A 23057-nucleotide genomic window follows, 5' to 3' on the forward strand; every position below is an offset into this window, starting at 1 on the left:
CGCCCCGGTCCAGCTGGACCGGGGCGGCCGTCGTCGTCGGGGGCCTACTTGAGCAGGCTGCGGGCGATGACCATGCGCTGGATCTGGTTGGTGCCCTCGTAGATCTGGGTGATCTTGGCGTCGCGCATCATGCGCTCGACGGGGAAGTCCTGGGTGTAGCCGGCGCCGCCGAACAGCTGGACGGCGTCGGTGGTCACCTTCATCGCCACGTCGGAGGCGAAGGCCTTGGCCGCGGCGCACAGCCGGCCCAGGTCGGGGTCGACCTTCCCGCCGTCGTGGGCGGCCTCGCCGCGGGCGGCGGCCACGTAGACCAGGTGCCGGGCGGCTTCGATCTGCATGGACATGTCGGCGAGCATGAACTGCACGCCCTGGTTGTCGGCGACCGCGCGGCCGAACTGCCTGCGCTCGCGGGTGTACTCGACGGCGGCGTCCAGCGCGCCCTGGGCGACGCCGACCGCCTGCGCGCCGATGGTGGGGCGGGTGAAGTCCAGGGTGCGCAGCGCGGTCTTGAAGCCGGTGCCCTCGGCGCCGATGATGCGGTCGGCCGGGATGGTGCAGTCGGTGAAGTAGAGCTCGCAGGTGGGCGAGCCCTTGATGCCCATCTTCTTCTCCTTGGGGCCGACCTCGAAGCCGGGGTCGTCGCGGTGCACGACGAAGGCGGAGATGCCGTTGGCCCGCTTCTCCGGGTCGGTGACGGCCATGACCGTGTACCACTCGGAGATCCCGGAGTTGGTGATCCAGGCCTTGGTGCCGTTGAGCACCCAGGTGTCGCCGTCGCGGCGGGCGCGGGTCTTCATCGCCGCGGCGTCGGAGCCGGCCTCCCGCTCGGACAGCCCGTAGCTGATCATCGCCCGCCCGTCGGCGATCGAGGGCAGCACGCGCTGCTTGAGCTCCTCCGAGGCCGACAGCAGGATCGGCATCGAGCCGAGCTTGTTCACGGCCGGGATCAGCGAGGCCGACACGTCGACGCGGGCGACCTCCTCGATCACGATGCAGGTCGCGATCGCGTCGGCGCCCTCGCCGCCGTAGGTCTCGGGGATGTGGGTGGCGTGGAAGCCGGCCGCGGTCAGCGCCTTCTGCGCCTCGATCGGATAGCGCGACTCCGCGTCCACCTCCGCCGCGAACGGCTTGATCTCCCGCTCGGCGATGTCGCGGACCGCCGCCCGGATCGCCTCGTGCTCCTCGGTCAGCTGGTACAGCCCGGTGCCACTCACGTCCCGATGCTAGGACGTCCACGCACCCGTGGCGTCCCTCAGCCGGGGGTGACGTCGCTCGCGAGGCGCTCCTGCAGCGCCGCGTCGCGGGCCAGCACCGAGGCCGCGAGGTCGGCCTGGAACCGCTCGACCGCCGCGCGCAACGTGTCGTCGGCGGCCGCGAGGACGCGCACCGCCAGCAGGCCGGCGTTGCGGCCGCCGCCGATCGAGACGGTCGCGACCGGCACGCCGGCGGGCATCTGGACGATCGACAGCAGGCTGTCCAGGCCGTCGAGCCGGTCCAGCGGGCGGGGCACGCCGATGACCGGCAGCGGGGTGGCGGCGGCGACCATGCCGGGCAGGTGCGCCGCTCCCCCGGCGCCGGCGATCACCACCCGCAGGCCCCGGCCCGCGGCGGACTCGGCGTAGTCGAGCATCCGCCGCGGTGTGCGGTGCGCGGAGACCACGTGCACCTCGTACGGGACGCCGAACTCGGCGAGCGCCTCGGCGGCCGGCTGCATCATCGGCCAGTCGGAGTCGCTGCCCATCACGATGCCGACCAGGGGGCCGGGCTGCGGCTGTGCCACGTCAGTGCTCCTCGGGGAAGGCGAAGGCCGGGTCGACCACGCCGTCGGCCAGGTACCGGGCGGCGGCCACGGCGCGGGCGCGGACCTCGGCGAGGTCGTCGCCGAGCGCGGTGACGTGGCCGAGCTTGCGGCCGCGGCGCTGACCCTTGCCGTACCAGTGCAGCTTGACGTCGGGCCAGTGCGCCATCAGGTGGTGGACCCGCTCGTCCAGGCCCGGGCCCGTCCAGCCCTCGACCGCGGCGTCCCCGCCGAGGACGTTGGCCATGACGACGACCGGCGCGGTCATCGCGGTGGAGCCCAGCGGGTAGTCCAGGACGGCGCGCAGGTGCTGCTCGAACTGGCTGGTGCGTGCGCCCTCGATGGTCCAGTGCCCCGAGTTGTGCGGGCGCATGGCGAGCTCGTTGACCACGACGCCGTCCGCGGTCTGGAACAGCTCGACGGCCAGCAGACCGACCACGCCCAGGCGCTCGGCGATGCGGATGGCGAGCTCCTGCGCGGCGGTGGCCGTCGCCTCGTCGAGCCCGGGCGCGGGCGCGAGCACCTCGGTGTTGATGCCGCCGCGCTGCACGGTCTCGACGACCGGCCAGACCGCGACCTGCCCGAAGGGCGACCGGGCGACCTGGACGGCGAGCTCGCGGACCATGGCGACCCGCTCCTCGGCCAGCACCCGGCCGTGCTCGGCGAGCACCGCGAGCGCGGCGTCGAGGTCGTCGACCACGAACACGCCGCGGCCGTCGTACCCGCCGCGCGGGGGCTTGAGGACGATCGGCCAGCCCGTGGCGCCGGCGAAGTCGGCGAGGCCGGTGTCGGTGGTGACCTCGGCCCACGCCGGCTGCGGCTCCCCCGCCTGCTGCAGCGCGCGGCGCATGACCAGCTTGTCCTGCGCGTGCACCAGCGCCGCCGACCCCGGCGCGACGCGGACGCCGTCGGCCTCCAGGGCCTGCAGGTGCTCGGTCGGCACGTGCTCGTGGTCGAAGGTGAGCACGGTCGCGCCCTCGGCGGCGGCACGCAGCGCGGCGAGGTCGCGGTGGTCGCCGAGCCGGACGTCGGCGGCGACCAGCGCGGCGGACTCCCCCGGGTCGGTGGCCAGCACCCGCAGCGACTGCCCGAGCGCGATCGCGGCCTGGTGCGTCATCCGGGCCAGCTGGCCTCCGCCGACCATCGCCACGACGGGCAGGCCGGTGCGGGGGTCGAGCCGGGCGGGGTCGGGAGGAGAGGCAGCCATGGCGACGGTGAGGCTAGCCCGACACCGCTCCGGGAGCGGCGCTCGCCCGGCTCGGCGGTCGGCGAGCCGCCGACGGCCGCCAGCACCACGACCCGACCCCAGCGCTCCCCGAGCGGATCACCCGACCGGCGGCAGCAGACGGCGATCCGGCGTCGCTCCCGCTGACGGCCTCGCCGCCGCCACCGCGGGCCGGGGCCGCGGCGTCACGGCGGGCACGCCGATCGCGTTCTCCGGTGACGCCGGCGCGGCCACCATCGCCGCGGACAGGTGCCAACGCGTCGTGGCCTCGTCCACCGCTGTGCCGCCCTCGGCCGCCACGGTCTCCACCGGTTCCGCGACCACAGCCACCGGCTCCAGCGCCCGTCGGCCGGACCAGAGCCGCACCAGCCGGCGCCGGGCGGGTTCCTCCACCGCGTGGTGGAGGGCCGCGCTCACGGCCACGGCGACCGCGATCATGAACGGGGCGGCCAGCACGGCCTGCGGGGTGGGCGCAGTCGGCGCACCTGCCGGAGGAGCGACCAGTGCCAGCCCGACGTTCTGCACCGGCCAGTGCACGAGGTAGAGGCAGTAGGAGATCCGGCCGCCGTAGACCATGGTGTCCGAGGACAGCAGCCGGGAGAGCCCGCGGTCGGTCATCGAGAGGCCCGCGACGACCAGCGGCCAGATGACCACCACCGTCATGTGGTACATGCCGACGGGGTTCCCCGCGAGCGCGTCCTGCTGGGACCGCCAGTGGGCCCAGAGCAGGACCACCACGATGAACAACAGGCTGCTACCGGTCAGCCGCAGTGCCCACCGCTCCGACCGGGCGCTCCGTGCCACGCCGCTGACCGCGCAGTGGACGAGCACGCCGGCGACGAAACTGCACGCGATGCGCAGCTCCCACGGGGTCTCGATGTCGCGCCCGTACAGGTAGGAGGGGACGGCGATCGGCAGCATGGCGACGAAGGCCAGGACCAGGTTCACCGCGGGGTAGAGGCGCACGAACGGCCGCATCACCAGCGCCAGCAGGGGGAACGCCAGGTACGCCGTCCACTCGACCCCGATCGACCAGGCCGGGGGGTTGTAGGCGGTGTTGAGGTAGTGCTCCTCGCCCCACACGTGCGTCATCGTCAGCTGGCGGAGCAGGGACGACAGCTCGAAGGGCTGGTGCCTGGTGACGATCTCCGAGTCCAGCCCGATGCGGGGGGCCAGGAACCACCAGACGCAGACGGCCGCCGTCACGACGGCGAACGCCGGCCACACCCGGGCGAACCGGTTGAGGACGAACCGTGCCGCTCGCCCGGTCGACCAACCACGACCGCACTCGTCCAGGTAGCTGCGCGCGATGACGAAGCCACTCAGGACGAAGAACAGCTCCACCCCGATCCCGCCACCACCGATGATCGCGGCCAACCCCGGGACCTGCTGGACCAGCGGCACGAGCTCACCGCCGAAGTGGAACAGGACCACCCACATGGCCGCGACGATGCGCAGGCCGGTCAGTGCCCGGATCTCGGTACGCGGTCGAGGCACCGCCTGGCCCGTGTCGCGGGACGAGGGCCGGCGCCTGGCGGCACCGGGCAGCGCTGAGGGCATGGAGGACTCCTGCTGTCGACTGCGGGTGAGACCCCATCTCGGATGGGCGAATCGGACGTTATCGACGGCGCTGGCGTGCCCCTGCAGTCGAAAACGCGCCAAAAGCCCTGAAAAACACCGCGTCGTGCGAGCGAGTCCTCACAACCATCGCGTCACCCGTCCCACTCGCACCAACCGTCCCCGACGACCAGCCCGGCAGCGGGCCGCGGCCGTCAGCCGGCCAGGCGTGACCCCGACCGGCCCGTGACGACCTCCAGCCGGGTGGGGATGCGGGTGCGCAGCTCTTCGACGTGGCTGATGACGCCGACCGTGCGGCCGCCGCGGCGCAGGTCGTCGAGCACGTCCATGACGGCGTCGAGCGCGCCGGCGTCGAGGGTGCCGAAGCCCTCGTCGACGAACAGCGTGTCCATCTGCACCCCGCCGCTCTCGGCGGTGACGACGTCGGCCAGGCCCAGCGCCAGCGCGAGCGAGGCCATGAAGCTCTCACCGCCGGAGAGGGTCTTGGTCGGCCGCAGGGTGCCGGTGTACTCGTCGAAGACCTCGAGGCCCAGGCCGCCGCGGGCACCGTGCCGGCCCTGCGCGTCGCTGTGCCGGAACGTGTAGCGGCTCCCCGACATCTCCAGCAGCCGGCGGCTGGCCACCTCGGCGACCTGTTCCAGCCGCGCGGCGAGCACGAAGGACTGCAGCCGCATGCGCAGCGTGTTGGCGCCGCGGCCGTTGACCAGGTCGGCCAGGCCGGCGACCTGCTCGGCCACGGTGCGCCGCTCGTGCAGCCGCACCTCGGCCGCGACGACGTCACCGGCCAGGGCGTCGAGGTCGGCGCTGCACCGGCGGGCCCGGTCCAGGGCGGCGACGGCCTCCTCGCGGCCGGCGGTGGTGGCCGCGCACCGCGCCTCGGCCGCGGTCAGGTCGGGCGCCGGCGCCAGGCCGGCGAGCTCGGGGTCGGCGAGGACGCGCCGGACGGCGTCGAGGGCGCGCTCGTGCGCGGTGACGCGCTCCTCGAGCGCGGCCAGCCCGGCGCGGTCGAGCAGCGCGCCGGCGGCCTCGCCGAGGTCGCCGAACCCGGCGGCGGTGGCGCGCTCGCCGGCCGCGCGCCGGGTGGTGTCGGCGGCGACCCGGGCCCGCAGGTCGGCCGCCTCGGCGTCGAGCACCGCCTCGCAGCGCTCCGCGGCCGCGGTGAGGCGGCGGGCGCGTGCGGCCAGGTCGGGGTCGTCGCCGCGGGCGGCGTCGAGCCGGGCGGTGAGCGCCGCCAGCTCCGCCGCGGCGGCGGCACGCTCGGCGGTGCGGCTGCCGAGCTCCTCGCGGTCGGCGGCTGCCCGGCGGGTGAGGCTCTCGCGCTCGTCGGTCAGCGCGGCCAGCCGGGCCCGGGCCGGCGCCAGGTCGGCGGCGGCCGCGGCCACCCCGGCCAGCGCCTCCTCCGCAGCGGCCGCGACGGCCTCCAGCTCGGGCAGCGGCCGCTCGCCCGCGCGGGCCCGCAGCACCGCGAGCTCCCGTGCCCGCTCCTCGGCGGTGGCGGCGGCCGCACCCGCCGCGGCCTCGGCGGCGTCGGCGGCCTCGCGGGCGCGGTCCTCGTCCTCGGCCGAGACCGCGGGGCCGGTGTGCGTGGCCGGGTGGGGGTGCTCCACGGCGCCGCAGACCGGGCAGTCGGCTCCGGCGACCAGGCCGGCGGCCAGCTCGGCGGCCATGCCGTCCAGCCGCCGGGTGCGCAGGTCGACCAGCTGCTCGCGGGCGGTCAGCCACCGCTCGCGGGCGGCGCCGGCGGCCGACCGCGCCTGCTCCAGCCGGGCGGTGAGCCGCTCGGCGTCGCGCCCGGCCGCGACCGCGGCGCGGGCGGCCTCGGCCTCGGCGGTGCGGCCGGGCAGCTCGGCGGCGGCGCCGGCCGCGACGTCGACGCGGGCCTGCGCGGCGGCCAGGGCCTCCGGCAGCGCCTCGAGGGCCTCGTCCGTGGCGGCGCAGCGGTCGGCGAGCCGGGCCGTCTCGGTCCCCAGCCGGGTCACCCGCCGCGCCAGCTCGGTGGCGCGGGCGGCCTCGGGCTCCAGGGCCCGCGCCGCGGCGGCGTCGTCGCGCAGCCGGCGGGCGACGTCGGTGGCGGGATCGGGGGCGGGGTCGGCATCGCTGCCGGTGGCCGCCCACGCCCGGCGCGCGGTGGCGAGGACGTCGGCGGCCTCCTCCGCCTCGAGCGCGGCGCGGCCGGCGGCCTCGAGCACGTCCCGCAGCGCCTCGGCGCGGCGGCCGGCGTCGAGCCGGGCGCGGACCGGCACCAGGCCGGGCTCCTCGGCGGTCAGCCGGGCGAGCTCCTGCTCGGCGCGGGCCCGGCGGGTGTGGCGGTCGGCCAGCAGCCGGGCGGCCGTCAGCTCCCGGCCGGCCGCGGTCGCGGCCGCGGCGGCGGCGTCGGCGGCCTCCCCCGCGGCGGCCAGGTCGTGGGCGGCGCGCTGGCGCAGCCGGCCGACCCACGCGTCGACCGGGCCGCCGTGCGCGCCGACGAGTTCCGGGGCGAGCTCCTCGGGGACGTCGGCGTCGGCGGTCTGGGCCACCCGGGCCAGCAGCGTGGACAGCTGGAGGCGCTCGACGCGCAGGGCCTCCTCGGCGGCCCGCCGCTCGCCGGCCAGCCAGTCCTCCACCCGGGCGAACCGGCCGACGTCGAACAGCGTGCGCAGCAGTGCGGCACGCGACTCCGGCTCGGCGCGCAGGAAGCGGGCGAAGTCGCCCTGCGGCAGCAGCACGACCTGGCAGAACTGGTGCACGTCGAGGCCGAGCCGGGTGCGCAGGTGCTCGGCGCCCTCGTCGATGCGGGTGCTCACCGCCTCCCAGCCGCCGTCGGTGAGCCGCTGCACGGTCAGCTTCGCCGGCTCGGTCGTCATCCCGGTGCCGCGCTTCTTGGGGCGGGCCTGCTCGGGGCGGCGGGTGACGAGCAGGCGCTCCCCGCTGAGGGTCAGTTCGCAGCTGACCTCGGTCCGCGTGCCCGCGTCGGCGTGGTCGCTGCGCAGGCGCTTCTCCTCGCCCCGCGCGCCCGGGACGGTGCCGTAGAGGGCGAAGACCACGGCGTCGAGCAGCGTCGTCTTCCCCGAGCCGGTGGGGCCCCAGAGCAGGAACAGCCCGTCGCGGGCCACGGCGTCGAGGTCGACGACCTCCGTGCCCGGGAAGGGGCCGAAGGCGGTGAGCGAGAGCCGGTGCAGCCTCACCCGGCGACCTCCTCGCGGGCGGCCGCGGCGAGCGCGCGGGCGAGCAGGTCGCGCTCGGCCGCGGTGGCGCCCACCCCGGCGCGGACGTGGGTGACGAACTCCCCGACGACGTCGAGGTCGCCGCGGCCGGCCAGCCGCTCGGTGTAGCTGCGGCCGTCGGCGACCCGGCCGCTGCCGGTCCACTCCAGGTGGGCGCAGTACGGGAAGCGTGTCTGCAGCCGGCGCATCGGGTCGGCAGGACGCACCGCGTCGGTGAGCCGCGCCGACACGAAGGCCTCCTCGGCGGCGGCGTGCGCGGGGTCGCCCAGCAGCTCCTCGAGGGTGCCGGTGAGCACCACGAGCTCGCGCGGCACGGGGAGCGGGACGGCGCGGACGCCGGCCAGCCCGGTCGCGTCGAGGTCGACCAGCCACACCTGCTTCTGCTGGCCGGCCTCCCCGAAGGAGTACGCCAGCGGGGAGCCGCTGTAGCGCAGCCGCTCGGTCAGGGTCTGCGGGCGGTGCAGGTGCCCCAGCGCCACGTAGTCGACCCCGTCGAACACCGGCACCGGCACCCGGTCGACGCCGCCGACGGCGATGTCGCGCTCGCTCTCGCTGGGCGTGCCACCGCCGACGAACGCGTGCGCCACGACCACCGAGCGGGTGCCCGGCCGCAGGAAGAGGTCGGCGCGGACCCGCTCCATCGCCTCCGCGAGCACCGCCTCGTGCGACCGGGCGCCGGTGAGGCCGAGCTCGTCGCGCGCGATCTCGGGCTCGAGGTAGGGCAGGCAGTACACGGCGACCTCGCCGTGCTCGTCGCCCAGCAGGACCGGCTCGTCGAGCTCCGCCGTCGTCGTCCGGACGTGCAGGCCGGCGGCGGCCTGCAGGCGGGTGAAGGGGCCCGGCGGGGGGGGTGAGTGGTGGTGGCCGGGGGTCAGCACCACCGCGGCTCCGGCCCCCCGCCCCCGGCCGACCACCCGGTCGAGCACCGCCTGCGCGTCGGCCGAGGGGACCGCGCGGTCGTAGACGTCACCGGCGACGACCACCACGTCGACGCGCTCCTCGGCGACCACCCGGGCCAGCCCGCCGAGCACGGCCTCCTGCTCGCGGAGCAGGTCGGTGCCGTGCAGCGACCGCCCCACGTGCCAGTCGGAGGTGTGCAGCAGGCGCATGGACCGGGACGGTAGGTCGGGGTACCGACAGAACCGGCCAGGCTCGCCGTGACCGATCCGTCACACCCGGCAGCCCGGCCGGGCGCCGTCGTGCCGGGCTGCCGGGGTGCCGTCGCTGCGGCTGGTCACGCCCGACCGCGTCGGCGTGCCACGCTGCACCGGTCCCGGGCGGTGCTCGGTGACCGCGCGCTCTCCCCCGACGGCTCGCACGTGGCGTCCTGCGCCGGGGACGACCTCGACCTCGACGGCGGGACGCACGCGCCTGGGCCGACCACGAGGGCCGACCCGGCCGGGTCGACGGGTCAGTGCCTGGGCGCCCCGTGGGCCTGGTCGTCGCCGCGCAGGTAGCCGGCGTTCTCCCGGCCGCGCCGGTCGGCGTCCTCCTCGATCATGTGGTTGATCAGCTGCTGGACGCCGTCGCTGTCGGGGATCTGCTTGAGCACCGTGGCGCCGCTGTCACCCGCGGACTCGATGGTGATCGTCCCGGACTGGATGACCCGCTCCCACAGGCTCTGGCTGTAGGAGACGTCGGTGATGCGGGACAGCCCGATGTCGCGCCCCTTGCGGGCCAGGATGCCCTCGCGGAACAGCAGGCGGTGCGAGGTGATCACGTAGTGCGTGGTCCGCCAGCGCATCAGCGGCACGACGACGAAGACCAGCAGCAGCACGACCGCAGCGGCGACGACGAGCAGGCGGTACAGCCCGGCGCGGTCGCTGTCCGAGGGCACGAGCGCGGCGCTGAACGAGGCGCCGCCGACGACCAGCAGGAGCAGCACGACGGGCCAGAAGACGGTCAGCCAGTGCGGGTGCAAGTGGCGCACGACCTCCTCGTCGGACGCGAGCAGCTTGTCGGGGTAACCCATGCCGACAGGGTGACGCAGAGACGGCGCCGACGGGGACGGCGGCGGCGTAGGGACGCCGTGTCCGCCCCACCGGTCACAGTCGGCCCGCCGGCGTCCGCTCGGCCGCGGCGCGCCTCAGCGTTGGTAGACGAAGAGGTGGTAGTCGCAGGCCACGCCACCGGAGGCGACGAAGACCTGGCGGTACGCGGCGCCCGCGGGGTCTGCGAGCAGGGCGGCGTCCACCTCGTAGGCGGGGACGAACACATCGGCTCGGGTGCTCGCCACCACGATGAGGTCCGGCTCGCGGCGGAGGATCTCCGCCACCTGCTGATCGGTCGGGAGTGCGCCGGTCTCCTGGATCGAGGCCTCGTTGAGGAAGAGGCTCTCGATGGCGGTGCGCCCACCGGCCCGCGCGGGCACCAGACCGGCGTCCACGATCGCGAAGGTGGTGTCCTGCGGCGTCGTCCGCAGCCAGTCGGCCATGGCCGAGCGGGACGTGGTCTTGCAGTCCCGGTAGGTGTCCACGAAGTGCTCGGCCGCATGCAGGTCCGCCGGGGACAGCGTCAGCATGCCCAGTGCGGTGGCCCCGGTGACGACCGCCGCGGCGACCCGGCTCCGGTGCTCCGCGGTGCCGGCGAGCAGAGCGGCGACCCCCAGCCCGGCGAGGAGGGCCAGCGGCGGCCACACGGGCAGGAAGAACCGGCTGAAGGTGTTGACGTTGTCGAGCATGTCGAGCGACCCCAGCAGGTAGACCGCGGGCGCCACCGCCAACAGGCGCTGCCGCCCTCGGGCGGCCACCAGGCCCACCAGAGCCAGGACCAGGACGACGGCACCCTCGCTCAGGAACTTCTCCGCCACCCCGAACAGCTCGCCGCGGCCGGCCTTGAACAGCACCGAGTTGGGCACGAGGTGCCCGTACACGGTCAGGCGGAAGACCTCGACCAGCACCTGCGAGAGCACCGGGACCCCGCCCAGCACCGCCAGGCGGCGCAGGCCGGCGCGCCGGTCCGGCCGGCGCAGGAGCCCGCGCCCCTCGCTGAGGACGACGAGGACGACGACCGCGAGCAGGCCCTCCGGTCGAAGCCACGGCAGCAGCGCCATCGCGCCGGCGGCCACCCAGGGCCGTCCGCCGTCGGCCCGAGCCAGCTCGAGCACGCCCACGGTGAGGAGCAGGGCCACCGGGATCGTCTCGAGCCCACCCACCGACCAGACGGCCATCGGCGCGGAGAACGCGATGAACAGGGTGGCGGCCGTGGCGCCGAGCCGGCCGACGACGAGCGGACCACGTACGTGGACCACGAGGAGGAGCGCCAGGCCGCTGAGCACGCCCAGCCCTCGCGCCGCGGTCATGGCGGAGAAGCCGGCGAGGTCGGCCACGGCCTCGACACCGACCAGGAGCGGGTTGCTGTACCCCTCCGCGCGGGGACCGCCGGGATTCCAGACGAAGCCGTGCCCGTCGGCGAGGTTCTCCGCGTAGCGGACCGAGATCCACGCGTCGTCGGTCACGAACCCGCGGAAGCGCCAGCACATCCAGGCGTAGACGGCCACGGCCACGACGAGTGCGACGTGCCGCGGGGAGGGCGGGGAGAGCCGGCGACGGTCGGTCGCCACGCGCGTCCCGGCGGTCGGACGCTCCAGGGTGGTGGTCACGGGGCCTCTCCGGGTCGCACGACGGGTCGCCGGGCTCCCGGCGAGCGGGGAGGCGGCGCCGGTGGGCCGCCCGCTGTCCCCGCAGATCCCTCCCGGGAACTCCACGGCCCCCGGTGTGGGAGCGACGGTAGCCGCGCTGGGGCGCCCGGAACCGGCGCGCCGCTACGGACCGTTCCCGGTCGTCACGCCCGTCGCACGTGCCTCACGTCCCCCGCGGCCAGGGCCACCGGAGCGTCCGGGCCGGCCACCACGAGACGTCCGTCCCAGTCGACCGACTCGGCCCGGCCGCCGAGCATCGAGCCGTCCGGCATCGTCACGACCACCTCGGTGCCCACCGTGGCGCACCAGGCGAGGTAGTCGTGGGCCAGCCCGCTCTGCACCGGGTCGCCCAGCACCGCCGTCCACGCCGAGTAGCGGCGCTCGAGTGCGCGGAGGAACTCCAGCAGCACCGGCGCCCGGTCGACCGTGCGCCCGGCCTCCATCGCCAGGGACGACGCGCCCTCGGGCAGCTCGTCGGGGCGGGTGGAGACGTTGACCCCCGTGCCGATCACGACCGCGCCCCCGGCGACCTCCGCGAGGATGCCGGCGAGCTTGCTGCCGTCGGCGGCGAGGAGGTCGTTGGGCCACTTCAGGGCCGACCTGATCCCGGGCACCTGGCCGACCGCCTCGGCCAGCGCGACGCCGGTGAGCAGCGGCAGCCACCCGCGGCGCGCGGCCGGGACGTCGGGGCGCAGCAGCACGGAGACGGTGAGGCCGGCCCGGGGCGGCGACGTCCACACCCGGTCCAGCCGGCCCCGGCCGGCGTCCTGGTGCTCGGCCACGAGCACGGTGCCCTCGGGCGCCGCGCCCCCGTCCGCCGCGGCCCGGGCGACGAGCTCGGCGTTGGTCGAGCCGATCCGCTCGACCACCTCCACCGAGCGCCACAGCCGGCTCCCCCGGGTCAGCGCGGCCGTCAGCGCGGCGGCGTCCAGGGCCGGCCGCTCCAGGTCCGACCAGCGGGAGTCCGACGGCGACGACGGGGGGTCCGGAGGCACTCCCCTACGCTACGGCCGCGAGCCCGGCCCCCGGTGGGAGCCGGCCGGCCTGATTCCCGAGCAGAGCGAGGCAGGGTCTGTGAGCGCGGCTGAACTGGAGAGCGCGGGCGACAGCGTCCCCGGCGACATCGACATCCACACCACCGCCGGGAAGCTGGCGGACTTCGAACGGCGGGTCCAGGAGGCCACCCACGCCGGCTCGGAGCGGGCGGTGGAGAAGCAGCACGCCGCGGGCAAGATGACCGCCCGCGAGCGCATCGAGGCGCTGCTGGACCCGGGCTCGTTCACCGAGCTCGACGAGTTCGCCCGCCACCGCTCGACCAACTTCGGCATGGACGCCCGCCGGCCCTTCGGCGACGGCGTCGTCACCGGCTACGGCACCGTCGACGGCCGCCCGGTCTGCGTCTTCTCCCAGGACGTCACCGTGTTCGGCGGCAGCCTCGGCGAGGTCTACGGCGAGAAGATCGTGAAGGTCCTCGACCTCGCGATCAAGAACGGCTGCCCGATCATCGGGATCAACGAGGGGGGCGGCGCGCGCATCCAGGAGGGCGTGGTCTCCCTCGGCCTCTACGGCGAGATCTTCCTGCGCAACGTGCACGCCTCCGGCGTCATCCCGCAGATCTCGCTGGTCATGGGCGCCGCGGCCGGCGGCCACGTGTACTCCCCCGCGCTGACCGACTTCATCGTGATGGTCGACCAGACCAGCCAGATGTTCATCACCGGCCCCGACGTGGTGAAGACCGTGACCGGCGAGGAGGTCACGCTCGAGGAGCTGGGCGGCGCCCGGACCCACAACACCAAGTCCGGTGTCGCGCACTACATGGCCGAGGACGAGAACGACGCCCTCGACTACGTCAAGGCGCTGCTGTCCTACCTGCCGAGCAACAACCTCGACCCGCTGCCGGCCGTCGAGGTCGGGCCGGTCGACGCCAGCCCCGCGGGCGTCACCGAGGACGACCACGAGCTCGACACGTTCATCCCGGACTCGGCGAACACGCCCTACGACATGCACACCGTCCTCGAGCACGTCCTCGACGACGGCGAGTTCCTCGAGGTGCAGCCGCTGTTCGCGCCGAACATCATCGTCGGCTTCGGCCGGGTGGAGGGCCGGCCGGTCGGCGTCGTGGCCAACCAGCCCACCCAGTTCGCCGGCACGCTCGACATCGACGCCAGCGAGAAGGCCGCGCGGTTCGTCCGCACCTGCGACGCCTTCAACATCCCGGTGCTGACCTTCGTCGACGTCCCGGGCTTCCTCCCCGGCACCTCCCAGGAGTGGGAGGGCATCATCCGCCGCGGCGCCAAGCTCATCTACGCCTACGCCGAGGCCACCGTCCCGAAGATCACCGTCATCACGCGCAAGGCCTACGGCGGCGCCTACGACGTCATGGGCTCCAAGCACCTCGGGGCCGACCTGAACCTGGCCTGGCCCACCGCGCAGATCGCCGTCATGGGCGCGCAGGGCGCGGTGAACATCCTCTACCGGCGCGAGCTCGCCGAGGCGTCGGACCCCGACAGCCGCCGCGCCGAGCTCATCACCGAGTACGAGGACGCGCTGCTGTCGCCGTACATCGCGGCCGACCGTGGGTACGTCGACCAGGTGATCCGTCCCTCCGAGACCCGCATCGAGGTCACCAAGGCGCTGCGCCTGCTGTCCAACAAGCGCCAGACGCTGCCGCCGAAGAAGCACGGGAACATCCCGCTGTGACGGAGCCGACCGAAGCGCAGCGCCCGCTGCTGCGGGTGGTGAAGGGCGAGCCCACGGCCGCGGAGCTCGCCGCGCTGACCGTCGTGGTCGCCGCCCTGTCCCAGCGCCGGGGGCCGCGGCGCCGTCCGGCCCCGGTCGGCGCCTGGGGTGCGCCGGTGCACACCCACCGCCGTCCGGTGCTCGCCGGACCGGGCGGCTGGGCGGCGTCCGGGCGGTCGTCGTGACGGCGGCCGCCGCCCGCCGGCTGGTTCTGGCCTCGGCGTCCCCGGCCCGCCTGGCGCTGCTGCGCCAGGCGGGGCTGGCGCCGGACGTCGTCGTCAGCGACGTCGACGAGTCCACCGTGACCGCGCCGCGCGTGGCCGAGCGGGTGGCCCTGCTGGCCGCCGCCAAGGCGACCGCGGTGGCCGGCCGGGAGACCGACGCGCTGGTCATCGGGGCCGACTCGCTGCTGGAGTACCGCGGGCAGGCGATGGGCAAGCCGGCCGACGCCCACGAGGCGCGTGACCGCTGGCAGCACATCGGCGGGCGCTCCGGCGTCCTGCACACCGGGCAGGCGCTGTTCGACGTGCGCGACGGCGCCGTGGTGGGCCGCGACGTCGCCGTCGTGTCGACGACGGTGCACTTCGCCCGGCCCACCGCCGCCGAGCTGGAGGCCTACCTGGCCACCGGTGAGCCGCTGGCGGTGGCCGGCGCCTTCACCCTCGACGGGCTCGGCGCGTCGTTCGTGCGGCGGGTCGACGGCGACCCCGCGGCGGTCGTCGGGCTGTCGCTCGCGACGCTGCGCACCCAGCTGGCCGGCCACGGAGTCGTCCTCACCGACCTCTGGCGCCGTTGAGGCGTCGCCCCCCGGTCGCTCCGGCCGGCCGGGGGGCGCTCGATACTGTCCCGCCGGTCGCACACTTCGAGGGAGAACGACGGTGCAGAAGGTCCTGATCGCCAACCGCGGGGAGATCGCCGTCCGCGTCGCCCGTGCCTGCAAGGACGCCGGCCTCACCAGCGTCGCCGTGTACGCCGAGCCCGACCGCGACGCCCTGCACGTGCGCGCCGCCGACGAGGCCTTCGCCCTCGGCGGGACGACGCCCGGCGACTCCTACCTCGTCATCGACAAGATCCTCGACGCCGCGAAGCAGTCGGGCGCTGACGCGATCCACCCCGGCTACGGCTTCCTCAGCGAGAACGCCGACTTCGCCCAGGCCGTCATCGACGCCGGGCTGACCTGGATCGGCCCCTCGCCGCAGGCGATCATCGACCTCGGCGACAAGGTCGCCGCCCGGCACATCGCCACCCGCGCCGGGGCGCCCCTGGTCCCCGGCACCAAGGACCCGGTCGGCGGCGCCGACGAGGTCGTCGCCTTCGCCGAGGAGCACGGCCTGCCGGTCGCGATCAAGGCGGCGTTCGGCGGCGGCGGGCGCGGGCTCAAGGTGGCCCGCACCAAGGAGGAGATCCCCGAGCTGTTCGACTCCGCCGTCCGCGAGGCCGTGTCGGCCTTCGGCCGCGGCGAGTGCTTCGTCGAGCGGTTCCTGGACAAGCCGCGGCACGTCGAGGCGCAGGTGCTGGCCGACACCCACGGCAACGTGATCGTCGTCGGCACCCGCGACTGCTCGCTGCAGCGGCGCAACCAGAAGCTGGTCGAGGAGGCCCCGGCGCCGTTCCTCACCGACGAGCAGCGGGCCCGGATCCACGAGTCGGCCAAGGCCATCTGCAAGGAGGCCGGCTACCACGGCGCCGGCACCGTCGAGTACCTCGTGGGCGTCGACGGCTCGATCTCGTTCCTCGAGGTCAACACCCGGCTGCAGGTCGAGCACCCGGTCAGCGAGGAGACCAGCGGCATCGACCTCGTCCGCCAGCAGTTCCGGATCGCCGAGGGCCTGCCCCTGGAGATCACCGAGGACCCGACCCCGCGCGGGCACAGCATCGAGTTCCGGATCAACGCCGAGGACGCCGGCCGCAACTTCATGCCGGCCCCCGGCCCGGTGACCCGGCTGGAGATCCCGCAGGGCCCCGGCGTGCGCTGGGACTCCGGCGTCGAGACCGGCGGCGAGGTCGCCGGCGCCTTCGACTCGATGCTGGCCAAGCTGATCGTCACCGGCGCCTCTCGCGAGGAGGCCCTGCAGCGGGCCCGCCGGGCGCTCGACGAGCTGGTCGTCGAGGGCATGCCGACGGTGATCCCGTTCCACCGCGCCGTCGTCCGCGACGAGGCCTTCACCAGCGAGCCCTTCACGGTGCACACCCGCTGGATCGAGACCGAGTGGGACAACCAGGTGCCGCCGTACTCGGCCGCGCCGGTCGAGGGCGAGCAGCCCGATGAGCGGCAGACCGTCGTGGTCGAGGTCGGCGGGCGGCGGCTCGAGGTGTCGCTGCCCGCGGGCCTGGCCGCCGGCGGCGGCGCCCCGGTCCAGGCCGCCGGCGGTGCGAAGCCGCGCAAGCGCGGCGGCGGCCACGGCGGGTCCGCGGCGTCCGGCGACTCCCTGACCTCGCCGATGCAGGGCACCATCGTGAAGGTGGCCGTCGAGGACGGCGCGACCGTCGAGGCCGGCGACCTGGTCGTCGTCCTCGAGGCGATGAAGATGGAGCAGCCCATCACCGCGCACAAGGGCGGCACCATCACCGGCCTGTCGGCCGAGGTCGGCGCCACGGTCACCAGCGGCGCGGTCATCTGCACGATCGCGGACGCCGAGTAGTCCCAGGGACGGACGAGGCCCGGCATCCCCCTGGGTGCCGGGCCTCGCTGCGTGGGGCGCGGCCGATCAGGCGGCGAGCCACCCGAACTGGAACTGCTGCGAGCAGCCCGACCCCCGCACGCAGGCCTCGTCGCGGATCGGGTACCCGAGCCGGCTGTTCTCCCACCCCATGCGCGCCCACTGGTCCCGGAGGGCCCCTCGGACCGCCATGGGCCCGGTCGTCGGGGACCAGTACACGGAGCCTCCCTGGAACAGCTGGAAGCACCCGCCCGCCCGCAACCCGCAACGCTCGTCGGACACCGGGTAGCCCAGGAGGCCGCGCTCCCAGCCGCGGCCCGCCCAGCCGTCACGGATCGCGCCGACGACGACGTGTGCGCGGGTGGCCGGCGACCAGAAGACCGACCCGCGCTGGAAGTGCTGGGCGCAGCCACCGTCGCGCAGCCCGCAGACCTCGTCGCCGACCGGGTAGCCGAGCCACCCCCGCTCCCATCCCTGAGCAGCCCACTTGTTCCGGATCCCGCCGACCACGGACCAGGAGCCCGACTGCGGGGACCAGTACACCGATCCCCCGCGGAACTGCTGGAAGCACCCGCCGGCGGGCAGCCCGCAGACCTCGTTGCCGAGCGGGTAGCCGAGCCGACCCGCCTCCCATCCGAGAGCGGCCCAGCGATCCCGGATGGCTCCGAGCACGACCTGTGCACCGGTGGTCGGCGACCAGTAGACCGAGCCGCGTTGGAAGTGCTGCGCGCAACCACCGTCACGCAGGCCGCAGACCTCCTCACCGATCGGGTACCCCAACCGACCGGCCTCCCAGCCCGAGAACCCCCAGGCGCCCCGGATCGCCCCACGGACCGCGTGGGCCCCGGACGAGGGCGACCAGTACATCGAGCCCCGCTGGAAGAAACGGAAGCAGCCGCCGTCGCGCAGGCCGCAGACACGGGGCGAGGTCGCGGCCCCGAGCACGGCTCTCAGCCGCGGGTAGGCGGCGTCCATCGGGTGGGTGCCGGGGGCCGAGGCGATCGAGACCCGGGCGGTGGTGCCGCCGGACTCCAGGACCCGCACGCTGAACGACGCGTCACCGAACGACACCGCGGTGCCGGCGGGCAGCGCGACGGCGTTGTCGCTCCCCCACTGCGGCTGCCCGGCGGGCGTGCCGTCGAGCAGGAGCGAGGAGTCCCCGTCGGCGTCGGTGGCGACCCGCAGCAGGACACCGCTCTGCAGCCCGGCCCAGTTCGACCCGGTGCCCAGCCAGCTGTCCCGGCCCACCGGGGTGCGGTACTCCAGCCAGTACTCGTCGCCGTCGACGTCGGTCAGCCGGACCGCGCGCGTGCCGCTCCGGGAGCCGACGGCGGTCAGCGTGACCTCGGTGGCCGCGGCACCCGACGCCACCGTCGGCGCCGACCCGCCGGGCAGCGTGCCCAGCCGCGCGGCCTGCGGAGCGCTCAGGGAGCCGACCGGTCCCCACGAGATGCCCATGACGTCGTACATGTCGTAGTAGGGGTCGACCGCGCACGCTCCGCCGTCCACCTGGCCGTCGCACACCAGCAGGGAGCTGTGGCCCAGACCGAGGTTGTGCCCGAACTCGTGGGCGACCACCGAGAGCTCGGGGGCCTGCACGTAGACCAGGCCGCCGTCGCCGAGGCCGTCGCCGATGGTCCCCAGCCCGTAGGCGCAGCCCGGAGAGCCCGCGGGCACGTAGAGCAGGAGGTGGGCGCCGGGCGCGCCGTTCCAGTTGGCGCGGGTGGCCGCCTCCTGCCAGAGCGCGAAGGGGCTGCTGCAGGGGATGGAGGAGGCCTGCGCCGGCCAGTCGAGCCCGGCCACCGTGCCGAACCGCACCGCCCCGTTGGTCTGCTCCTCCCAGAAGTCGGCCACCGGGCCGTTCACCGCGGCCATGACCGCAGCCAGGGTCGTGCCGTCCCGCACCGACCCGGCCGGCTGCACCATCACCACGGTCACCGGGTGGTTGACCGGCGTCGCGGCGGGCGCCGCGGGGGGCTCGGCCTCGGCGACCACCTCGGCGGCGAGCACCTCCCGCGCCGGCTCCATCCCGGCGTCGGCGGCCTCGTCGTCCACCTCGGCGCCGACCGTCACCTCGACGGTGGCGCCGGCCCCGACGTCGGGCAGGTCCTCGGTCGGCACCCGGACCGCCTCGCCCGGGGCCGTCTCGATCCAGCTCAGCAGGCCCGCGTCCGCGTGGGTGGCCTCGCCGGCCTCGTGCGGCCCCGGGTCGGCGTACCCCTGCACCAGCTCGCCGACGACCGTCTCCCGCGGGGCCGGGTCGTCCGCCGCGGCCGGGGACGGCGCGGCGAGCAGCGGGAGGGCGAGCGCCAGGGCCGCGCCGGCGAGGAGGGGCCGCCGCGGCGGGGTGGGGACTGCGCGCACGGACACTCCTGGTCGGGGGGACTCCAGTCCCCTATCGGCACGGGGCACCCCCGGGTTGACCCGGGGGCGCCGGTCAGCGCCGGGCGGCGCGCAGCCGGACGGCCCGCCACCCGGCGAGCACGGTGCCGGTGACCGCCAGCCCGGTGACCAGCGGCAGCAGCCACACGGCCGAGGACGACCGCGCGGCGGCCTCCAGCGCCGGCGCCGGCACGCGGTCGGCGACGACGGGGGCGCCCACCTGGGCCGGCGCGGTGCCGGGGACCGGCGCCGCCTCGGGGACGGGGACGGCGGCCGTCGCGCCGGCGTCGGTGCCGCCGGTCGCGCCCGCGGTGCCCGCCTGGACCTCGGGCGCCGGCCCGGTGCCCGTGCCGGCCGGCGGCGCCGGGACGGCGCGGGCGGCGGGCTGGACGAGCAGCGTCGCGCTGCCCGCCACGGCCTGGACGGTCACCGTGAAGGCGCCGCCGCCGACGACGACCGGGACACCGACGGGCAGGGCCGCCTGCAGGTCGTCGTCCCACCCGGCGGCGGCGCTCGGCGTGGCGTCGAGCAGCAGTGCCGTGTCGGTGTGCTCGCCGGCGCGGTGCAGGAGCACCCCGGAGTCCAGCCGGAAGCGGTTGGCGGCGCCGGACAGCCAGCCGTCCTGGCCGACCGCCGTGCGGTTCTCCAGCCAGTAGACGGCGCCGTCCGCGGCGGTCAGCCGCAGCGCGCGCGTCCCGCCCTGCGCGCCCAGCGGCGCGAGGGTCACCGTGGTGGCCGCGTCGCCGACCGCGAGGGCCTGCCGGTCGGCGGCCGGCAGGACGCCGAGCCGGTCGGCCTGCGCCGCGTTGAGCGAGCCCAGGTTCTCCCAGGAGGCACCCATGACGTCGTAGTAGTCGCGGTAGCCCGCGGTGCGGCACTCGCCGGTCTCCAGCGCGCCGTCGCACTGCCGGCCCGAGGAGTGGCCGAGGCCCATGTTGTGCCCCAGCTCGTGCGCGATCAGCGCCGGCATGAGGCTGCGGACGTACACCCGGCCGCCGGAGCCGGGGCCGGTGCCGACCTGCGCCAGCCCCGCGGAGCAGCCGGCCAGCTCGGCCGGGCGACTGCTCACGTACAGGACGAGGTGCCGCCCCGGGCCCTCCTGGAAGCCGGTGGCGGCCGCGGCCTCGGCCCACAGCGCGGCGGGGTCGTCGCAGCCGGCGGCGGTGGTCACCCAGTCCGGGTGGGCGTACGTCACGCCGAACCGGACGGCGCCGCCGGTCTGCCCGGCCCAGAAGCGGGACACCGGGCCGTCGACCGCCGCGGCCAGCGCCGCGACGCTCGTGCCGTCCGGTACCCCGCCGGCGGGCACGACGCGGACCACGGTGACGGCGTTGCTGGGGGTCGCCGCCGCGACCGGGGCCGCCTCCCGGACCTCGCCGGCCAGCACCGCGCGGGCGTCGTCCGCCGCGCCGCCGTCCTCCGCGGCGCCCACGGTCAGCTCGACGGTGGACCCGACGGGCAGGTCGGCCACGTCCGCGGTGGACACCGGCACGGCCTCGCCGGCGGCGGTCTCCACCCAGGTGAGCGGCTCCGCGTCGGCGTCGTGGCCGGACCCGGGCATCGCCTCCGGCCAGGCCTGCACGAGCTCGCCGACGACCGTCTCGGCGGCGGTCTCCTCGGCGGAGGCCGCGGCGGGCAGCACGAAGGGCGCCAGGACGGCGGCGGCGACCAGCAGCAGCGCGGGGACGCGGCGACCGGCGGGGACGGGAGACATCCCCTGCTCCATCGGCGGACCGCGCGCGCGTCGGCACCGGATCGGCCGACTCCAGCCGAGATCGCGTCACATCCGCCGCAGCGGGCCCGCCCGTCCCGCCCGCGTCACGCCAGGGCGTCGGCCCCCATCAGCCGCCGGCCGGCCTCGGTGATCGACCCCGACAGCGAGGGGTAGATGGCGAAGGTCTGCGCCAGGTCGGAGACGGTCAGGCCCTTGGTGACGGCCAGCGCGATCGGCAGGATCAGCTCCGAGGCCCCCGGCGAGACGACGACGCCGCCCACCACCACCCCGGTCGAGCGGCGGGCGAACAGCTTCACGAAGCCGTCCCGCATGTCGGCCATCTTGGCGCGGGCGTTGGTGGCCAGCGGCAGCCGCACGGTGTCCAGCGGCATGCCCTCGGGGAAGGCCCCCTCCTGGACGCCGACGGTCGCGATCTCCGGGTGGGTGAAGACGTTGGCCGCGACGGTCTTGAGCCGGATCGGCTGCACCGCCTCGCCGAGTGCGTGCCACATCGCGATCCGGCCCTGCATCGCCGCGACGCTGGCCAGCTGGAACACGCCGGTCACGTCGCCGGCGGCGTAGATGCCGGGCACCGACGTCCGCGACACCCGGTCGACGACCACGTGGCCGCTCTCGCTGACCGCCACGCCGCACCGCTCCAGGTTCAGCCCGCCGGTGTTCGGCACGGTGCCCACGGTCATCAGCGCGTGCGAGCCCTCGACGGTGCGCCCGTCGGTCAGCGTCACCAGGACGCCCTTCTCGGTCCGCTCGACGGTCGCCGCGCGGCCGCGCTGGGCGATCTTGCCGCCACGGGACTGGAACACCTCCTCGAGCACCTCGGCGGCGTCGGCGTCCTCCCCGGGCAGCACGCGGTCGCGGGAGGAGACCAGCGTGACGGGGACGCCGGCCTCGAGGTAGCCGGAGGCGAACTCGGCGCCGGTGACGCCGGAGCCGACGACGACGAGGTGGTCGGGCATGTCCTCGAGGTCGTACACGTCGCGCCAGTCGAGGATCCGCTCGTGGTCGGGCTCCGCGCCGGGCAGCACGCGCGGGTCGGCCCCGGTGGCGATGAGCACGACGTCGCACTCCAGCGTCTCGGTCACCGCACCCACGCGGTCGAGGACCTCGACCCGGTGCTCCACCAGGCCGCGGACGTCGTCGGCCAGCCGGCCCTGACCGGCGAGGATGCGCACCCCCTCGGCCGAGAGGCGGGCGTGGATGTCGGCGGACTGCGCCACCGCGAGCCCCTTGACGCGGTGGTTGACCGCCGCGAGGTCCATGCCGGCGGTGCGCAGGTCGCCGCCCTGCACGCCGAGCGCGGCGGAGTCGCGGACGCTGGTCATCGCCCCGGCCGAGGCGATGAACGCCTTGGAGGGCACGCAGTCGGTGAGCACGCTGGCGCCACCGAGCCCGTCGCGCTCGACCACGGTGACCTGCGCACCGAGGGAGGCGCCGACCAGCGCGGCCTCGTAGCCGGCGGGGCCGCCGCCGATGATGACGATGCGGGTCATTGCTGTGCTCCCGGTGCTGCTCGCGGACGTGCCCTGTCGAACGGGCCGGGCCCATTGTCCCCGCTGGGACGCGCCGGTGTCGGCATCCTCACCGGTCGGCCCGGCCACACCCGACCTACCCTGGGTGCCGATGGGCCTCTACGCCGCCTACGGGTCCAACATGGACCCCGCGCAGATGCTGCGCCGCTGCCCCTCCTCCCCGCACACCGGCACCGGGTGGATCCGCGGCTGGCGCCTGACCTTCGGCGCCGAGGACCTCGGCTGGGAGGGCGCGCTGGCCACGCTGGTGCCGTCGGACGACCCCGACTCCCCCGGCGTCTTCGTCGCCCTCTACGACCTCACCGAGGCCGACGAGCGGGCCCTCGACGCCTGGGAGGGCGCCGACCTCGGCCTCTACCTCAAGCTCGACCTGCGGGTGCACACACTGGCCGGGGACGTCGTCGCCTACGTCTACGCGCTGGACGCCTTCGAGGGCGGCCTGCCCTCGGCCCGGTACCTGGGCGCTCTGGCCGACGCCGCGCAGGCCGCCGGCGCCCCCGACGACTACGTGGCCGGGCTCCGCGCCCGGGAGTGCCGGTCCACGGGCGTCTGAGAGGATCCGGCGCGG

General features: G+C 75.8%; 17 protein-coding genes. 5 read left to right on the plus strand and 12 right to left on the minus strand.

Translation table 11 applies throughout. The annotated features are described in order from the left end of the window. Positions 1-44: 44 nt before the first annotated feature. The 9 genes from ACI8AX_RS13335 to ACI8AX_RS13375 all read right to left on the minus strand — a co-directional run bounded on the left by ACI8AX_RS13335 (position 45) and on the right by ACI8AX_RS13375 (position 12439). On the minus strand, positions 45-1214 hold the full coding sequence (locus ACI8AX_RS13335; RefSeq protein ID WP_456550308.1) for an acyl-CoA dehydrogenase family protein: 1170 nt from the start codon (positions 1212-1214) through the stop codon (positions 45-47). Positions 1215-1252: 38 nt separating this feature from the next. Further along, positions 1253-1780, minus strand: a complete 528-nt coding sequence (purE, locus tag ACI8AX_RS13340; protein WP_456550309.1) for a 5-(carboxyamino)imidazole ribonucleotide mutase — start codon at positions 1778-1780, stop codon at positions 1253-1255. Between the two features lies 1 nt (position 1781). After that, positions 1782-3005, minus strand: a complete 1224-nt coding sequence (locus tag ACI8AX_RS13345; RefSeq protein ID WP_456550310.1) for a 5-(carboxyamino)imidazole ribonucleotide synthase — start codon at positions 3003-3005, stop codon at positions 1782-1784. Positions 3006-3122: 117 nt separating this feature from the next. After that, the gene (locus ACI8AX_RS13350; RefSeq protein ID WP_456550311.1) at positions 3123-4520 is read right to left on the minus strand and encodes an acyltransferase family protein; all 1398 of its coding nucleotides are present in this window, start codon (positions 4518-4520) and stop codon (positions 3123-3125) included. Positions 4521-4795: 275 nt separating this feature from the next. Continuing rightward, positions 4796-7765: an AAA family ATPase gene (locus ACI8AX_RS13355; protein ID WP_456550312.1), complete on the minus strand. Its 2970-nt coding sequence runs from the start codon at positions 7763-7765 to the stop codon at positions 4796-4798. Next, positions 7762-8913, minus strand: coding sequence for an exonuclease SbcCD subunit D (locus ACI8AX_RS13360; protein WP_456550313.1), 1152 nt, complete (start codon positions 8911-8913; stop codon positions 7762-7764). The genes ACI8AX_RS13355 and ACI8AX_RS13360 overlap by 4 nt, the downstream gene beginning before the upstream one ends. Before the next feature lie 302 nt (positions 8914-9215). Beyond that, positions 9216-9776, minus strand: coding sequence for a PH domain-containing protein (locus ACI8AX_RS13365; protein WP_456550314.1), 561 nt, complete (start codon positions 9774-9776; stop codon positions 9216-9218). 114 nt (positions 9777-9890) lie between these two features. Continuing rightward, positions 9891-11405, minus strand: coding sequence for a hypothetical protein (locus ACI8AX_RS13370; RefSeq protein WP_456550315.1), 1515 nt, complete (start codon positions 11403-11405; stop codon positions 9891-9893). Between the two features lie 182 nt (positions 11406-11587). Beyond that, positions 11588-12439 carry a biotin--[acetyl-CoA-carboxylase] ligase gene (locus tag ACI8AX_RS13375; RefSeq protein WP_456550316.1) on the minus strand — a complete coding sequence of 284 codons (852 nt, stop codon included), beginning with the start codon at positions 12437-12439 and terminating at the stop codon, positions 11588-11590. 79 nt (positions 12440-12518) lie between these two features. Here ACI8AX_RS13375 and ACI8AX_RS13380 point away from each other — a divergent pair, with 79 nt between their 5' ends. The 4 genes from ACI8AX_RS13380 (at position 12519) to ACI8AX_RS13395 (ending at position 16825) form a co-directional block, all read left to right on the plus strand. Next, positions 12519-14144 (plus strand): acyl-CoA carboxylase subunit beta, encoded by a 1626-nt coding sequence (locus tag ACI8AX_RS13380; RefSeq protein ID WP_456550317.1) that lies wholly within the window; start codon positions 12519-12521, stop codon positions 14142-14144. Next, on the plus strand, positions 14141-14368 hold the full coding sequence (locus tag ACI8AX_RS13385; RefSeq protein ID WP_456550318.1) for an acyl-CoA carboxylase subunit epsilon: 228 nt from the start codon (positions 14141-14143) through the stop codon (positions 14366-14368). Before ACI8AX_RS13380 ends, ACI8AX_RS13385 begins: the two co-directional genes overlap by 4 nt. Next, a complete protein-coding gene (locus ACI8AX_RS13390; RefSeq protein WP_456550319.1) occupies positions 14365-14979 on the plus strand; it encodes a Maf family protein in 615 nt (204 codons plus the stop codon). Before ACI8AX_RS13385 ends, ACI8AX_RS13390 begins: the two co-directional genes overlap by 4 nt. Before the next feature lie 82 nt (positions 14980-15061). Then, positions 15062-16825 (plus strand): acetyl/propionyl/methylcrotonyl-CoA carboxylase subunit alpha, encoded by a 1764-nt coding sequence (locus tag ACI8AX_RS13395; RefSeq protein WP_456550320.1) that lies wholly within the window; start codon positions 15062-15064, stop codon positions 16823-16825. A gap of 66 nt (positions 16826-16891) precedes the next feature. Here the strand turns inward: ACI8AX_RS13395 and ACI8AX_RS13400 are convergent, their stop codons facing one another. The 3 genes from ACI8AX_RS13400 to ACI8AX_RS13410 form a co-directional block, all read right to left on the minus strand. Beyond that, on the minus strand, positions 16892-19207 hold the full coding sequence (locus ACI8AX_RS13400) for a hypothetical protein (RefSeq protein WP_456550321.1): 2316 nt from the start codon (positions 19205-19207) through the stop codon (positions 16892-16894). A 73-nt stretch (positions 19208-19280) separates the two neighbouring features. Next, positions 19281-20939 (minus strand): hypothetical protein, encoded by a 1659-nt coding sequence (locus tag ACI8AX_RS13405; protein WP_456550322.1) that lies wholly within the window; start codon positions 20937-20939, stop codon positions 19281-19283. Positions 20940-21043: 104 nt separating this feature from the next. Continuing rightward, entirely contained in the window at positions 21044-22450 is a 1407-nt protein-coding gene (locus tag ACI8AX_RS13410; protein WP_456550323.1) for an NAD(P)H-quinone dehydrogenase, read from the minus strand. A gap of 130 nt (positions 22451-22580) precedes the next feature. Here ACI8AX_RS13410 and ACI8AX_RS13415 point away from each other — a divergent pair, with 130 nt between their 5' ends. Then, the gene (locus ACI8AX_RS13415; protein WP_456550324.1) at positions 22581-23042 is read left to right on the plus strand and encodes a gamma-glutamylcyclotransferase family protein; all 462 of its coding nucleotides are present in this window, start codon (positions 22581-22583) and stop codon (positions 23040-23042) included. Positions 23043-23057 lie beyond the last annotated feature (15 nt).

This window comes from Blastococcus sp. SYSU D00813, from assembly GCF_054050735.1.